Here is a 14,123-nt window from a genome sequence, read left to right on the forward strand (position 1 = left end):
TTGCGAAGACGCCCCAAGTGTCACTAAGGCAATGCGCGTCGCACCTCCCCGACAGCCGTGGCCTGCGTTCCCGGAATGCGTACCCGACGCCGCTGGAGGCAGAAGGGCGCGCTCCCTGCACACGGCGCTTCCGCAGCACGTAAAAAGGTGAACGGTTGTGACCGGGCCCGGCACCGCATCGTCCTGCAGCGCCGGGCGCGGCCGGTTCTGGGCTTAGTGAGGTTGTCAGTCGCACCACCAGGATCAGAACGTCTCCACGGTTGCTCACCGGCCTTGGAAAAACCAAACGGGCGTTCCAATTGGCTGCTGAGATTTGAGGTGGCGGGGGCGACGTTTTTTCACTGTCGGGGAGAGACGTGACAGAGCCGTTTTCTACCTTGCGACCAGGGCGGTGCCGGGAGGCACTCACGTAACCATGGCGAATGGATTCACAACGCGGCTTTGGTGGCCGCGCGCTTCTGTATCCCTGCCGTGTTGTTCCGACTAGGTCGGCATGGAGTGGTGTCGATGTCCGGGTCCGAACCTGAACGCAGTAGTCCGGCTTCTCAGGGAGCTCTGAAGAACTCAATCATCGATGGAGCAGCGCGCTCGAATGCAACAACCAGGTCCAATCACTGAAGGGGTAAAGACCCACCCGCTCAACTGCAGTCAGTCGAGCAGCGCTACGCCGAACTCAGCGACGACGGCCCGCAATTCCCTGAGGTAGCGCTGCGCCTGGTCGGTGAGCGGAATCGCTGCGTGGCCGATCCAGCCGATCTCGATGCGTTCGTCAACGTCGAGCGGGATGGCGACGATCTCCGGGTCGAGCTGCCCGCTGATGATGCCCGTCGAGATCGTGTAGCCGTGGAGCCCGATCATGAGGTTGAAGATCGTCGCACGGTCGGAGACCCGGATCTCCTGCTTGCTGGACAAGGTGGAGAGAATCTCCTCGGCGAAGTAAAAAGAGTTGTTCGCACCTTGATCGAAGGTTAGCCGCGGCAAGCCGGCGAGATCGGCGAGAGTCGCCCGCTCTTTTGAGGCGAGCGGGTTGTTCCGTGAAATGAAAATGTGCGGATCGGCGAGGAAAAGCGGAGTGAACGCGAGCCCGGATTCCCGGAGCAGCTTGTCGATGATCTTCCGGTTGAAATCGTTCCGGTAGAGGATGCCTATCTCGCTGCGGAGGGTGCGGACATCCTCGATGATGTCCCAGGTGCGGGTCTCACGCAGCGAGAACTCGTATTCGGCCACCTCAGCGGCCTTGACCATCCGCACGAAGGCGTCCACCGCGAACGAGTAGTGCTGCGTTGACACCCCGAGCAGACGTCGCGTCGGTGGCCTGCCAAGGTAGCGCTGCTCAAGGAGAGCGAACTGCTCGACGACCTGCCTCGCATAGCCGAGGAACTCTACCCCGTCGGCGGTGAGGGTCACCCCGCGGGCAGAGCGAACCAGGAGCGGACGGCCCACCCGGGCTTCAAGGTCCTTCATCGCTGCGGACATTGTCGGCTGCGCTACGTAGAGAAGATCGGCAGCCGCGGAGATCGACCCCTCAGCTGCAACTTCTATGAAATAGCGGAGCTGCTGCAGGGTCAGTCCGCTCGAAAGCTGGGGCATAGGAAAAGTCTATATGAATGCATAGCAGCGCCGAGTTACTCGATACCCTCCGATAGGTTGCACCATGGATGCATCCCCTTCTGGAAGGCCGTCTCCGGCCCATCAACAACGGATTGGCAGCATGGCAGACGACTTCACCTTCAGTATCACCACCACCCGCTTCGACGAGGACTACTCCCCGTCGGAAGACTCCCGCATCACGACGAATTTCGCCAACCTGGCACGGGGCGAGCACCGCCAGGAGAACCTCCGCAACGCCTTGACCATGATGCGGCGCCGCTTCAACGATCTCGCAGACTGGGACAACCCGGACCGGGACCGCTATACGCTCGAGCTTGAGATCGTTTCCGTGCAGATACAGCTCACCGCAGACGGCACGGATCAGCAGTTCCCGCTGTTCGAGGTTCTCGATATCCAGATCGTCGATCTGCTGAACGGGGTCCGCCACCAGGGAATCGTCGGCAACAACTTCTCCTCCTACGTCCGAGACTTCGACTTCAGCGTCGTACTGCCAGCGGCAGCAGGGGGCTCAGGCAAGCCCACCGTGCCCGAGGACTTCGGAGACCTTCACGGCAAACTGTTCCAGCACTTCCTCGATTCCCCGGAATACCAGGAACGCTTCCCGCAGCCGCCAGTGGTGTGCATCAGCGTCTCCACGAGCAAGACGTACCGGCGAACGGAGAACCGTCACCCGGTTCTGGGCGTCGAGTACCAGCAGGACGAGTTCTCGCTGACAGACGCATACTTCGCAAAGATGGGGCTGCAGGTCCGCTACTTCATGCCACGCGGCAGCGTTGCGCCGCTGGCCTTCTATTTCCGCGGCGACCTGCTCAACGACTACTCCAATCTGCAGCTCATCGGCACGATCAGCACCATGGAGACGTTCCAGAAGATCTACCGCCCGGAGGTCTACAACGCGAACTCCGCCGCCGCCGTCGTCTACCAGCCGAGCCTGGGTGAGCAGGATTACTCACGGACCCAGATCGCTTATGACCGCGTCGAGCGCGGTCAGCTCGCGGTCACGCAGGCGAAGTACACGGAGGAACACTTCATCACGCCCCACAAGGATCTGTTGGACCAGTGGACCGCCAACTACCCCGCTCTCGTCAACTGACCCACGGAGAATCGCCAATCATGAACACACTCTTGCCCACCACCCTTGTCGGAAGCCTGCCGAAACCATCGTGGCTCGCACAGCCGGAGACTCTTTGGTCCCCGTGGAAGCTGGAAGGAGATGCGCTGCTCGAGGGCAAGCAGGACGCGCTGCGCATCGCCATCCACGAGCAGAGCCGGCGCGGCATCGACATTGTCAGCGACGGCGAGCAAACCCGCCAGCACTTCGTCACGACCTTCATCGAGCATCTCAGCGGGGTCGATTTTGAACAGCGCAAGACCGTGCGCATCCGCGATCGCTACGACGCGAGCGTACCGACCGTCGTCGGAGCGGTGCGCCGCGAGCGGCCGGTATTCGTCGAAGACGCCAAATTCCTCCGCGCAAGCACAGACAAGCCGATCAAATGGACTCTTCCCGGTCCAATGACGATGGTGGACACGCTCTACGATGACCACTACAAGAGCCGCGAGAAGCTGGCCTGGGAGTTCGCCACGATCCTGAACCAGGAGGCGAAAGAACTCGAGGCGGCCGGCGTTGACATCATCCAGTTCGACGAGCCCGCGTTCAATGTCTTCCTGGATGAGGTCAAGGACTGGGGCGTGGCTGCGCTTGAGAGAGCGGCAGAAGGGCTGCGTGCCGAGACCGCCGTGCATATCTGCTACGGCTACGGGATCAAGGCCAACACTGACTGGAAGGCGACGCTCGGCTCACAGTGGAGGCAGTACGAGGAAACGTTCCCGCTGCTTCAGAGCTCCAGCATCGACATCATCTCGCTGGAGTGCCAGAACTCCCACGTGCCCATGGACCTCATCGAGCTCCTCCGCGGCAAGAAGGTCATGCTCGGGGCTATCGACGTCGCAAGCGAGACCATTGAGACCCCGGAGGAAGTCGCCGACACCCTCCGCAAGGCCCTGCAGTTCGTCGATGCGGACAAGCTCATCCCCAGCTCTAACTGCGGCATGGCACCGTTCCCCCGGGACGTCGCACTGGCCAAACTGAGTGCCCTCAGCGCCGGGACGAACATCGTTCGCGAGGAACTCGCCCGCTCCGCCCCCAGGGTGTCATAAGGATGTTTCACGCCTACCCCGCAGACACGTGGCTCGAGGCACCGAAACAACGCTTCCCGTCCTCCCTCTCAGCCGACGAATTCAAAGCACTGTTCCGTGGGCACCCCGGAGGTGTCGCCGTCATCACCGCGGATGCCGGCGAAGGACCGGTGGCACTGACGGTATCGTCGGTCGTGTCAGTGAGTGCGGACCCTCCATTGCTGGTTTTCTCGGTCTCGGCACTGTCCTCGGCGTCAGAGGTGCTTTCCCGCGCCGAATCCGTCGTCGTGCACCTGCTGGACGCGCACGACGTCGACTTGGCGAAGTTTGGAGCGACCCCCGGCGCCGACCGCTTTGACCAGACGCACCGCTGGTCGGCCCTTGCCACCGGCGAAGCGGTGTATAACGATGTCCGCGCGTGGGTGCGCTGCGCCGTCATCAATCGCATGGAGGTGGGGACCTCCACAGTCATCGCCGTTCACGCCCTGGAATCCCGCGTGATGCGTGACGTCCAGGCGGGCGAACCCGGCGACGCCCTGGTCTACCACAACCGTTCATGGCACCGTCTGGGCGAGTATTCCAAGCTTGGAGGCTGAGCGCCGCGCCAACAATGCGAGGCAACCACCGAACGCCGTCGTCCTGGTTAACATCGGAGCGTGCATCCATTTCCTGAATGCTCGGATGCAACCGTGGTCTGCACGACTTGCGCTTTTGCGGCGCGCAGAAACGATCGGTGAACCCATCAACCCACCCTCTAGGGAAGAATTGGACGGGCAACCTAGTGACGAGGAGAACAACACACGTGACATCCCATGACCCTTACGAAAGACTTCCCCAGCTTCCGGAATTTCAGGTAACCAGCACCGACATCGCGCACGGCCTCACGCTTTCCCCGGCACAGCGCAGCGGGAAGATGGGCATTAAAGGCGGCGAGGACCGGTCCCCACAGCTGTCGTGGTCGGGCTTTCCTGCGGAGAGCAAGAGCTTTGCGGTCACCGTCCTCGACCCCGATGCTCCGACTGGGAGTGGTTTTTGGCACTGGGCCGTGTTCAACCTGCCAGCGTCGACCACCTCCCTTCCCTCCGGCGCAGCGGAGGGCGGACTGCCCGAAGGTGCCGTGCAGTTGGCGAATGACGCCGGCTTCCCCGGCTTCGTGGGCGCGGCGCCGCCCTCCGGTCACGGTGTGCACCACTATCACGTGGTGGTACACGCCCTGAATCTGGATAAGCTCGACATCCCCAGTGAAGCCAGCCCCGCCTATCTGGGGTTCAACCTCTTTTCGCACGCCATCGGCCGCGCACGACTGGTCGGTACTTTCGAGCAGCCCTAACACGATTCATAACTGTAGGTGCACGTCCGGGTGCTCCGGACGTGCACCTACAGCTACTGGGAGACACGGCGCGCGCACGTTCCCGTCACCTTCGACAACAAATTTCGCGGTCGTCTCAGTAGCCTCCGAAGCGTCCTCCGGCAGTTCGAGCAGTCGTGCGAGGGCGGCGCCGATAGCCTCCCATGAGTCTCCGTTCGAGCGGGCGGCGCTGACGGCGGCGTCCAGTTCCGCCTCGAGGGCGCCATTCACCGAAGCGGCGCGGCCAGATGCTCGACGTGCAGCACGTAGCCTTCTTCGGGACCGCGCTGCATGTAAAGGGTGAGGACGGTCTTTCCCTCGCCGTCGTCAAAGTCCACTTTTCCGTAGCTCGCACTCGGCCGTCAGGCCACGGGCGGGGCCTCAGCCGCCCTGTGGCTTCGTACTGCCCCGAATGGTTAAAGTTGCTCCCCTTCGGGGAGCCGGCCCTTCGTCGAGGAGGCATTCGGGTTAGCGCCCGCGACTCGTCCCGACCCCACCTATGTCTGACTGGATGCCGGTGGGGTTTCCATGTCAATCGCTGTTTCGAGTGTCTTCGGCCGCACCCTGTTCGAGGGCAGCTGATATTGCTTCTGGTGAGGGGAGCGCTTCTCGTTCCTCCGGCGCAAGGGTGTAGTAGGTATATGAGGCGACAGCCACGGGCTGAGAGGACCCATTCCGGGGAATCACGCTTGAATTTCCCGAATACGCCTACATGCCAATAATGCGGAAATCCCGGAGCTGATGCAGTTCAGCCCTCCTCCCCGCGTCGCCGTCGCGGGACGCATAACCCAGCCTTGTCACCACGGCAGGCCCCGCAGATCAATTGTCCCGGCGGGCCACGCCTCAATTGATTTGGTTCCTGCACAGACCAGGGTTGGGCCAGCGCTTTCGATCACAGTCATCGCATCGCGCGGGGAAACGTCACGGATAAGGGATTCGACAAGGACAAAGCCGCACGACTGATAGAAGGGCACCACCTCTTCACGGCACCCGAGCAGGCCAAATTCGGCCGGAGCATCACCACGCATAGCTTCCTGGAGCGAAGACATCATCCCATGGCCAATACGTTGGCCACGGGTCGCAGCCGCAGTCAGGACCCCGCCGATGCCTGCAACGACAACTTCACCTTTGCCCACTGCTACAAAGCGTCGTGCCGAGGCAGCATATCCAACGAGGTTGCCACCGTCGCGGACCAGGCAATGCAGTTCGCCTCGTGCATACCCGTAGCCTTGCTTCGGATTCCAAGGACCCCATTCATCCTCGTACTCACTGTCGAAGAGAACAGCCATATCGGCGTAGTCACTGGCAGAGAGTTGGGTAGTCCACCGAAGTTCCAGGGAAGTCACCCGGCCCACGCTAACAATCTCCAGGGAATTGCGGCCGGTCACCTGACAAGGCCGGTTTCTGCCGGTACCGGTTTCGCCGCGGCCCTAGTGCCGCTGTCCGACGCCGGCGCCCACCACGGCACCAAGGCCCAGCCCCACCGCAAAGCCGAGGAAGGGACTGTCAAAGACAGCCAGGCCCAGGGCTATTCCGACGGCGGCGCCCACGAGGCAGCAGATCCACAGCGGCTTGTTCATGGGGACTGATGCTACCTGCCATCCGGCGTGACATCGCGGAGGTGCCGGACCCGGCCGTGTACACCGGGCCTAGCCGTTATAGGCCTTCTGCAGTTCAGCGATGTCCAGCTTCCGCATTCCGAGCATCGCCTGCATCGCCCGCTGTGAACCGAGGGGATCCGGGCCGGCGATCAGGGAGTTGAGTACTGACGGGATGATTTGCCAGGAGACCCCGAAGCGGTCCTTGAGCCAGCCGCACTGGCTTTCGCTGCCGCCGTCGGTCAGGGCTGACCAGTAGCGGTCCACCATCTCCTGGTCGCCGCACTCGACCATAAAGGAGACGGCTTCGGTGAACCTGGCTCCCCGCGCACCATTTAGAGCCGTGAAGGCGCGGCCCTCGAGCTCAAATTCGACGGCGATGGCCTGGCTCTCGGGCCCGGGTGCACCTTCGAAACGCGAGACGTTGAGAATCCTGGAGTCGTCAAAAACTGACGTGTAGAACTTCGCGCCTGTTCAGCCTCGTTCTCGAACCAGAGGCAGGTTCCGATGGTGCGTGGCATAGGTTGCTCCTTTCCGGCTTGAGCCTAGCGGCGGCTCATGACGGGGACAACGGTTTCAGTTGACCCCCGCGTCCCGGGGCGCCGGTTCCGCGGGATGCCGGCTGACAAGACCCACGGTGTTGCCCTCACTGTCCCTGATGAAGGCCATCCACTCATCCGTGCCAACGGGCCCCAACAGCCCGTCATTGTGGCTGAAGATGACCTGCGGCTCCGCCACCACTTCGACTCCCCTGCCCCGGAGTTCCCTGACGGACTTCCGCACGTCGGGAACCTCGAGGTACAGAAGGGCCCGCGGGGCTCCCCGCTCCAGCAGCAGCCGAAGGCCGTCAAGGTCGAAGAAGAGGAGGCCGGGCGGGTCGAACACTGCCGTGGGTTGGACAGCGAGCAGTTCCGAATAGAAGCGGGCCGCACGCTCGAGGTCGTCCGCGTACTGCGCCACCTGGATCAATCGCATGGTTCTGCCTTTCCAATATCCGGCTGAGTCCATCCTGCTGAGTCGCCGGGTCAGGAACAAGGGGTGGCAACCGGGAGTGCTCCACATTGCTAGGCTCGAAACCATGACCCCTTCAATTCAGCGGCCCGTGCCGGCCCTTTCCAGGCGGCGGATTGCAGCCGCGGCCATCACGGACACCGTTCTGATCCTGGTGTTCGCAGCAGTGGGCAGGGACGCCCACCAGCGGGGCGATGTGGTGGCGGGCGTTTTCCTGACGGCGTGGCCCTTCCTTGCCGGAGCGGCCCTGGGCTGGCTGGTTTTCAAAGCCTGGCGCAATCCCATGTCCGTGCGCCGGACCGGCCTGGCCGTGTGGCTGGCGGCGTTGGCCGGCGGCATGGTGCTGCGGCTGCTCACGAACCAGACCGTGGTGTTGCCGTTCATTCTTGTTGCTTTGCTCAGCCTCGGGCTGCTGCTGGTTGGCTGGCGGCTGGTGTGGGCAGGAGCCCGCCGGCTCCGGAAGACCTGAGGCAGAGGCGCACGCCAGGTACCGGCGGCGCGGGGACTCGATGTAATAGGCTGACAGCACCGAGAAGCCTGCCGGGCCCTGCCACGGCGCAACAGATCCGAAAGGATTAACCGTGATCACCGCATTCGTTCTGATCAAGACCGACGCCGCGCGCATTCCTGAAACCGCCGAGGAAATCTCAGCGATCGACGGGATCAGCGAGGTCTACTCAGTGACGGGCGAATGGGACCTGATCGCGGTGGCACGCGTACGGCGGCACGAGGACCTTGCCGATGTCATCGCGGACCGGCTCTCCAAGGTGCCTGCCGTTGTGCACACCACAACGCATATTGCGTTCCGCGCCTACTCCCAGCATGACCTGGACGCAGCTTTCGCCCTCGGTTTCGAGCAGTAGGCCGCCGCGGGTCCGTCAGCGGCGGGTCAGCGACACCCAGTTGTCCAGCACTGCCGCAGCGGCGCCGGAAGCGATGGATTCGGCTGCCCGGTCGTAGGCAGCCCGCATCCGCTCAAGGAGCGGGCCTTCCGCCGTGGTGTCATATGCCACGAGACCGGCCGCAGCGTTGAGCAGGACGGCATCCCGGGCGGGGCCTTCCTTGCCTGCGAGGACCTCGCGGACCACGGCAGCATTCGCATGCGCGTCTCCGCCGCGAAGCTGCTCCACTGTAGCCAGCGTGATGCCCAGGTCCTCAGGGGAAAACGTCTGCTCCACCACGGTGCCGTTGCGGATCTCCCATACGGTTGAAGGCCCGGTAGTGGTGAGCTCGTCCAGCCCGTCATTGCCACGGAACACCAGGCCCCGGCTCCCCCGCTGGGCCAGGACTCCTGCCACCAGCGGCGCCATCCTGGCATTGGCAACGCCGACTGCCGAGGCCTGCACATGTGCCGGGTTGGTCAGGGGGCCAAGGAAGTTGAAGGCGGTAGGGATGGCCAGCTCCTTTCGCGGCACCGCCGTGTGGCGGAAGGACGGATGGAACACCTGCGCGAAGCAGAAGGTGATTCCCGCCTCCTCGGCGTTGCGGGCCACCTGCCCGATGGACAGGTCCAGCCGGACCCCGAGCGCCTCCAGCACATCCGCTGACCCGGACGACGACGACGCCGCGCGGTTGCCGTGCTTAACCACCTTTGCGCCCGCCCCGGCAGCAACCAGTGCAGCCATCGTGGAGATGTTCACGGTGTTGAGTTGGTCACCACCGGTCCCCACGATGTCAAGCTTTTCTCCGGAGATGGATACCGGATTCGCGTGCGCAAGCATGGCATCAACGAGGCCGGACAGCTCCTCAACGGTTTCGCCCTTGGCGCTGAGGGCTACCAGGAATCCTGCGATCTGGGCAGGCGTAGCCTCCCCGGACATGATGGTGTCCATGGCCCACGCGGTGTTGTCCGCGGTGAGGTCCTTGCCATTGATCAGTGCCGAAATCAGCCGCGGCCAAGTGTTGACCGATGCTGCAGATGCCTGTGAAGTCACCTGCTGATGCTACCGAGGGATGGCAGGCACTGACCAATGTGAACGGCCGGCGGAACTTTTCCGGGCAATTTCGCGTCTTTGTAGAAAAAGTCCCCCGAAAAGCCGGTTTGCGTTGGGCAGCACGGAGTTTTACAGACATAATGTCTATGTGACATCTGCGACCCATGCCCCCAGTACCCCGGCGCACCCCACGCTGAACCGCCCCAATATGGTTTCCGTTGGAACCGTAGTGTGGCTCTCCAGCGAGTTGATGTTCTTCGCCGGTCTCTTTGCCATGTACTTCACACTGCGCTCCACCAGCGGCGAGATGTGGGCCGAAGAGACAGCCAAGCTCAACTTCCCGTTTGCGCTCGTTAACACGATCGTCCTTGTGGCCAGTTCCTTTACTTGCCAGATGGGCGTCTTCGCCGCCGAGCGGCTGCAGCCGCGCAAGACCGGCGGGGCTTTCCAGTTCTCCCGCTGGGGAATGAACGAATGGTTCACCCTCACATTCCTGATGGGTGCCTTCTTCGTCGCCGGCCAGGCCACTGAATACGCGATGCTGGTTTCCGAGCATGTCTCGCTTTCCTCCAACGCCTACGGTTCAGCCTTCTACATGACCACCGGATTCCATGGCCTGCACGTGATCGGCGGACTGGTTGCCTTCCTCCTGATCATGGGGCGCTCCTTTGCCGCGAAGAAGTTCGGGCACTTCGAAGCAACATCTGCGATCGTCACCTCGTACTACTGGCACTTTGTTGACGTCGTCTGGATCGGCCTCTTCCTGGTCATCTACGTACTCAAGTAGCCAGCTTTGATTCTTTTTCTACAAGAGGCAGAATTTCAGGTAGCGGCTCCCGGAGCCCGCCCAGGATCGAATAAAGGAACCACCACGTGAAGGCACTCTCGCAAAAGCGGCGACACCCACTGGCAGTCATTGCCCTCCTACTGATGGGGCTTCTCATCACTGGCGGGCTGTACGCCGTGGCCACCACCGTCAACGAGGCCAAGGCTTCCACCACCACCTACAGCACAAGTGACGTTGAGGAAGGTGGAAAACTCTTCGCCGCCAACTGCGCCACCTGCCACGGCATGGGCGCCAGCGGTTCCCAGGATGGTCCGTCCCTCGTGGGCGTCGGCGCTGCTGCTGTTGACTTCCAGGTTGGAACCGGCCGCATGCCCATGCAGATGAACGGCCCCCAGGCGCTGAAGAAGCCTGCGCAGTTCAACGACGAACAAACCCGCGAGCTTGCAGCCTATGTTGCCTCCCTGGGAGCCGGCCCGGCAATTCCTGATGAAAGCCTGTTGGACGGCAAGGGTGACGCAGCCAAAGGTGGAGAACTCTTCCGCACCAACTGCGCAATGTGCCACAACGCTGCGGCCGCCGGCGGCGCATTGACCCGGGGTAAGTTCGCACCCGCACTGGCAGATGTTTCCGGCAAGCACATTTACGAGGCAATGGTCACCGGACCGCAGAACATGCCGGTCTTCAGCGACTCCAACATCACGCCTGAAGGAAAGCGCGACATCGTCACCTTCCTGAAGCAGATCGAGACCACCGGCTCTCCCGGCGGCGCTGACCTCGGTTCCCTCGGCCCCGTGGCGGAAGGCCTGTTCGTCTGGGTCGCAGGCCTTGGCGTCATCATCGCCTTCACCATCTGGCTGACTTCCCGGACGTCCTAGGATCTTCGCGGAACACCACAACTTCTGCTGGCGAGTCAGCAGCTTGATATTAGAAACTAACCCGGCATCCGCCGGGACGAGAGAAGGATGAGGCGAATTATGGGCAACCATAGTGACGGCAGTCCGAACCACTCGGGCACCGTAGCTACGGCTGGTCAGAATGAGGTGGAGAAATTCCAGGATCCTGGAATTCCCCCGCACCGTTTGCGCCTGGCTGACACGGACCCGAAGGCCGCAAAGCGGGCAGAACGGCAGGTCGCCTTACTATTTGGCATTTCTGTTGTTGGCACCCTGATCTTCCTGGTGGCGTACTTCGCCATCGATCTTGGGGAAGACTCGGCGATTGCCACCATCCGGCTCCAGAACATGCTCCTGGGCCTTGGTACCGCGTTTGCGATGCTTGGCATCGGTACCGGCATCGTGCACTGGGCAAAAGCCCTGATGCCGGACCACGAAGTATCCGAAGAACGCCACGCGATCCGCTACGAAGAGGACCGCCAGGCCGCTGTCCGCATCGTTGAGGACATCGTCGAAGAGACCGGCATCAAGCGCCGTCCTCTGATCCGCAACACCCTTCTGGGTGCTGTGGCGCTGGCGCCGCTGCCCGCAGTTGCCATTTTCGGCGACCTCGGTCCGCGTCCGGACGACAAACTGGCCCACACCATGTGGGCACCCCAGGAAGGCAAGCTCAAGCGCCTCGCCCGGGACCCTGACGGAACCCCGATCAAGGCTTCCGACGTCACCATCGGTTCTGCCTTCCACGTCATCCCGGAAGGCCTGAACGAGCTCCACGAGGGCAAGCTGAACGAGAAGGCCAAGGCCGTTGTCCTGCTCATGCGCCTTGATCCCGCTTCATTGAACCCCTCCGAGGGCCGCGAAGACTGGGGTTACAACGGCATCGTTGCCTACTCCAAGATCTGCACCCACGTTGGTTGCCCCGTTGCTCTCTACGAGCAGCAGACGCACCACCTGCTGTGCCCGTGCCACCAGTCCACCTTTGACCTCACTCAGGAGTGCAAGGTGATCTTCGGCCCCGCCAGCCGGCCCCTCCCCCAGCTGCCCATCGCAGTTGACGATGAGGGCTACCTGGTCGCCACCAGCGACTTCAAAGAACCTGTAGGACCGAGTTACTGGGAGCGTGATATGCATGAGCGCAGCATCACCAGCTGAGCCCGCTTTCGTCGCCAAAACCAAGACAGGCCGGTTCACCGACTTCGTCGATGCACGTGTTGGCGGTTCCGGCATCCTCCGCGAATTCGGCCGCAAGGTCTTCCCCGACCACTGGTCCTTCATGTTCGGGGAAGTGGCACTGTACTCCTTTGTCATCCTGCTGCTGTCCGGCACCTTCCTGACATTCTTCTTCGACCCGTCCATGGCAGAAACGCACTACGACGGTTCCTACGTGCCCCTCAAGGGCGTCGAAATGTCCGTGGCCTACAGCTCCTCCCTGGACATCTCGTTCGACATCCGTGGCGGCCTGTTCATGCGCCAGGTCCACCACTGGGCAGCACTGCTGTTCGTGGCCTCCATCGCCGTGCACATGCTGCGCGTGTTCTTCACCGGCGCGTTCCGCAAGCCGCGTGAAATGAACTGGGTGGTGGGCAGCGTGCTGCTCATCCTGGCCATGGCTGCCGGCTTCACCGGCTACTCCCTCCCCGATGACCTGCTGTCCGGAAACGGCCTGCGCATCATCGACGGCGTGATCAAGTCCATCCCCGTGGTTGGCACCTACATCTCCTTCTTCCTCTTTGGTGGGGAGTTCCCGGGTACCGCCATCATCAGCCGCCTGTACATGCTGCACATCCTGCTGGTCCCCGCACTGATCCTGCTGATGATCGTCCTTCACCTCTTTATGGTGGTGGTCCACAAGCACACCCAGTACCCTGGCCCGGGCCGCAACGACAACAACGTTGTCGGTTACCCGCTGGGTCCCGTCTACGCTGCCAAGGCCGGTGGATTCTTCTTCATCGTCTTCGGTGTGCTGGCCCTGATGGCCGGTTTCTTCACGATCAACCCGATCTGGAACTACGGTCCCTACGACCCCTCCCCGGTGTCCGCCGGTACCCAGCCTGACTGGTACATCGGCTTCGTGGACGGTGCCCTCCGCCTGATGCCGGGAACCTTCGGTGACTGGCACGTCGAGCAGACGTGGCTCGGATTCGTGTTCACGTTCAACGTCCTGCTCCCCGCACTGGTACCTGCCGGCATCCTGTTCACGGTGATGTTCATGTACCCCTGGATTGAGCGGTGGATCACCAAGGACGACCGCGAACACCATGTCCTGGACCGTCCGCGCAACGCTCCCACCCGCACCGCCATTGGTGTGGCCGGCTTCGTCTGGTATTGCGTGATGTGGGCCGCTGCCGGTTCGGACCTCATCGCCACCCACTTCCACGTGTCACTCAACGACGTCACCTACTGGCTGAGGGCACTGTTCTTCGTGGGACCGATCATCGCGTTCATCGTCACCAAGCGCGTGGCGTTGGCCCTGCAGCGCAAGGACCGCGAAATCGCCCTGCACGGCCGGGAGACCGGACGCATCGTCCGCCTGCCGCACGGCGAGTTCATCGAGGTGCACGCACCGCTGGACGAGTACAAGCGCTACAAGCTGGTCGGTTTCGAATCGCCTCAGGTCCTGCCTGCTGTACCCAACGAACACGGTGTGGTGACCCGCAAGGAGAAGCGCCGCGCGTTCCTCTCCCGCTGGTTCTTCGAGGACCGTGTTGCCCCGGCAACCCCGGCTGAGCTGGAAGCCGCCCACGGCCACGGCCATGCGGCAGTCGAAGCACCCGAGGAAGCCAAGAGCCTGAGCCACTAGGC

At 62.6% G+C, this 14,123-nt stretch carries 16 protein-coding genes; 10 read left to right on the forward strand and 6 right to left on the reverse strand.

The window, feature by feature from the left end; translation table 11 throughout:
* Window positions 1-648 precede the first annotated feature (648 nt).
* Window positions 649-1,590 carry a LysR family transcriptional regulator gene (locus tag BACI348_RS11025; protein WP_159825753.1) on the reverse strand — a complete coding sequence of 314 codons (942 nt, stop codon included), beginning with the start codon at window positions 1,588-1,590 and terminating at the stop codon, window positions 649-651.
* A gap of 121 nt (window positions 1,591-1,711) precedes the next feature.
* Between BACI348_RS11025 and BACI348_RS11030 the strand changes: the two genes are divergently transcribed.
* From BACI348_RS11030 to BACI348_RS11045, 4 genes are all read left to right on the forward strand, one after another.
* Window positions 1,712-2,704, forward strand: a complete 993-nt coding sequence (locus tag BACI348_RS11030; RefSeq protein ID WP_159825755.1) for a DUF1852 domain-containing protein — start codon at window positions 1,712-1,714, stop codon at window positions 2,702-2,704.
* A gap of 20 nt (window positions 2,705-2,724) precedes the next feature.
* The gene (locus BACI348_RS11035) at window positions 2,725-3,771 is read left to right on the forward strand and encodes a methionine synthase (protein ID WP_159825757.1); all 1,047 of its coding nucleotides are present in this window, start codon (window positions 2,725-2,727) and stop codon (window positions 3,769-3,771) included.
* 2 nt (window positions 3,772-3,773) lie between these two features.
* Window positions 3,774-4,346 carry a flavin reductase family protein gene (locus BACI348_RS11040; protein ID WP_159825759.1) on the forward strand — a complete coding sequence of 191 codons (573 nt, stop codon included), beginning with the start codon at window positions 3,774-3,776 and terminating at the stop codon, window positions 4,344-4,346.
* A 206-nt stretch (window positions 4,347-4,552) separates the two neighbouring features.
* Window positions 4,553-5,080: a YbhB/YbcL family Raf kinase inhibitor-like protein gene (locus BACI348_RS11045; RefSeq protein ID WP_159825761.1), complete on the forward strand. Its 528-nt coding sequence runs from the start codon at window positions 4,553-4,555 to the stop codon at window positions 5,078-5,080.
* Window positions 5,081-5,895: 815 nt separating this feature from the next.
* On the opposite strand, the gene BACI348_RS11055 is transcribed toward BACI348_RS11045, so the two are convergent.
* The 4 genes from BACI348_RS11055 to BACI348_RS11070 all read right to left on the reverse strand — a co-directional run bounded on the left by BACI348_RS11055 (window position 5,896) and on the right by BACI348_RS11070 (window position 7,671).
* Entirely contained in the window at window positions 5,896-6,444 is a 549-nt protein-coding gene (locus BACI348_RS11055) for a GNAT family N-acetyltransferase (RefSeq protein WP_159825763.1), read from the reverse strand.
* Between the two features lie 84 nt (window positions 6,445-6,528).
* A complete protein-coding gene (locus tag BACI348_RS11060; protein WP_201298411.1) occupies window positions 6,529-6,678 on the reverse strand; it encodes a hypothetical protein in 150 nt (49 codons plus the stop codon).
* A 69-nt stretch (window positions 6,679-6,747) separates the two neighbouring features.
* Window positions 6,748-7,128: a VOC family protein gene (locus BACI348_RS11065; protein WP_328700010.1), complete on the reverse strand. Its 381-nt coding sequence runs from the start codon at window positions 7,126-7,128 to the stop codon at window positions 6,748-6,750.
* Between the two features lie 144 nt (window positions 7,129-7,272).
* A complete protein-coding gene (locus BACI348_RS11070; RefSeq protein WP_159825765.1) occupies window positions 7,273-7,671 on the reverse strand; it encodes a VOC family protein in 399 nt (132 codons plus the stop codon).
* Between the two features lie 103 nt (window positions 7,672-7,774).
* Here BACI348_RS11070 and BACI348_RS11075 point away from each other — a divergent pair, with 103 nt between their 5' ends.
* Window positions 7,775-8,176 (forward strand): DUF3054 domain-containing protein, encoded by a 402-nt coding sequence (locus tag BACI348_RS11075; protein ID WP_159825767.1) that lies wholly within the window; start codon window positions 7,775-7,777, stop codon window positions 8,174-8,176.
* Between the two features lie 112 nt (window positions 8,177-8,288).
* Window positions 8,289-8,570 (forward strand): Lrp/AsnC family transcriptional regulator, encoded by a 282-nt coding sequence (locus BACI348_RS11080; RefSeq protein WP_159825769.1) that lies wholly within the window; start codon window positions 8,289-8,291, stop codon window positions 8,568-8,570.
* A 15-nt stretch (window positions 8,571-8,585) separates the two neighbouring features.
* Here BACI348_RS11080 and trpD read toward each other — a convergent pair whose 3' ends face one another.
* Window positions 8,586-9,641 carry an anthranilate phosphoribosyltransferase gene (gene trpD / locus BACI348_RS11085; RefSeq protein ID WP_159825771.1) on the reverse strand — a complete coding sequence of 352 codons (1,056 nt, stop codon included), beginning with the start codon at window positions 9,639-9,641 and terminating at the stop codon, window positions 8,586-8,588.
* 148 nt (window positions 9,642-9,789) lie between these two features.
* Here trpD and ctaE point away from each other — a divergent pair, with 148 nt between their 5' ends.
* The 4 genes from ctaE (at window position 9,790) to qcrB (ending at window position 14,121) form a co-directional block, all read left to right on the forward strand.
* Window positions 9,790-10,428, forward strand: a complete 639-nt coding sequence (ctaE, locus tag BACI348_RS11090; RefSeq protein ID WP_201298412.1) for an aa3-type cytochrome oxidase subunit III — start codon at window positions 9,790-9,792, stop codon at window positions 10,426-10,428.
* A gap of 86 nt (window positions 10,429-10,514) precedes the next feature.
* Entirely contained in the window at window positions 10,515-11,303 is a 789-nt protein-coding gene (qcrC, locus tag BACI348_RS11095; protein WP_159825773.1) for a cytochrome bc1 complex diheme cytochrome c subunit, read from the forward strand.
* A gap of 99 nt (window positions 11,304-11,402) precedes the next feature.
* Window positions 11,403-12,473 (forward strand): cytochrome bc1 complex Rieske iron-sulfur subunit, encoded by a 1,071-nt coding sequence (gene qcrA, locus BACI348_RS11100; RefSeq protein WP_159825775.1) that lies wholly within the window; start codon window positions 11,403-11,405, stop codon window positions 12,471-12,473.
* The gene (gene qcrB, locus BACI348_RS11105; protein WP_159825777.1) at window positions 12,451-14,121 is read left to right on the forward strand and encodes a cytochrome bc1 complex cytochrome b subunit; all 1,671 of its coding nucleotides are present in this window, start codon (window positions 12,451-12,453) and stop codon (window positions 14,119-14,121) included. The genes qcrA and qcrB overlap by 23 nt, the downstream gene beginning before the upstream one ends.
* Window positions 14,122-14,123 lie beyond the last annotated feature (2 nt).

The organism is Arthrobacter sp. 9AX (assembly GCF_902506095.1).
Classification (GTDB): Bacteria; Actinomycetota; Actinomycetes; order Actinomycetales; family Micrococcaceae; genus Arthrobacter.

Coding starts and splice junctions, on each gene's coding strand:
- BACI348_RS11060 (WP_201298411.1), bottom strand. CDS start 6,678: ATGAACAAGCCGCTGTGGATCTGCTGCCTCGTGGGCGCCGCCGTCGGA.
- BACI348_RS11030 (WP_159825755.1), top strand. CDS start 1,712: ATGGCAGACGACTTCACCTTCAGTATCACCACCACCCGCTTCGACGAG.
- BACI348_RS11040 (WP_159825759.1), top strand. CDS start 3,774: ATGTTTCACGCCTACCCCGCAGACACGTGGCTCGAGGCACCGAAACAA.
- qcrB (WP_159825777.1), top strand. CDS start 12,451: ATGAGCGCAGCATCACCAGCTGAGCCCGCTTTCGTCGCCAAAACCAAG.
- BACI348_RS11025 (WP_159825753.1), bottom strand. CDS start 1,590: ATGCCCCAGCTTTCGAGCGGACTGACCCTGCAGCAGCTCCGCTATTTC.
- BACI348_RS11070 (WP_159825765.1), bottom strand. CDS start 7,671: ATGCGATTGATCCAGGTGGCGCAGTACGCGGACGACCTCGAGCGTGCG.
- BACI348_RS11035 (WP_159825757.1), top strand. CDS start 2,725: ATGAACACACTCTTGCCCACCACCCTTGTCGGAAGCCTGCCGAAACCA.
- qcrA (WP_159825775.1), top strand. CDS start 11,403: ATGGGCAACCATAGTGACGGCAGTCCGAACCACTCGGGCACCGTAGCT.
- BACI348_RS11075 (WP_159825767.1), top strand. CDS start 7,775: ATGACCCCTTCAATTCAGCGGCCCGTGCCGGCCCTTTCCAGGCGGCGG.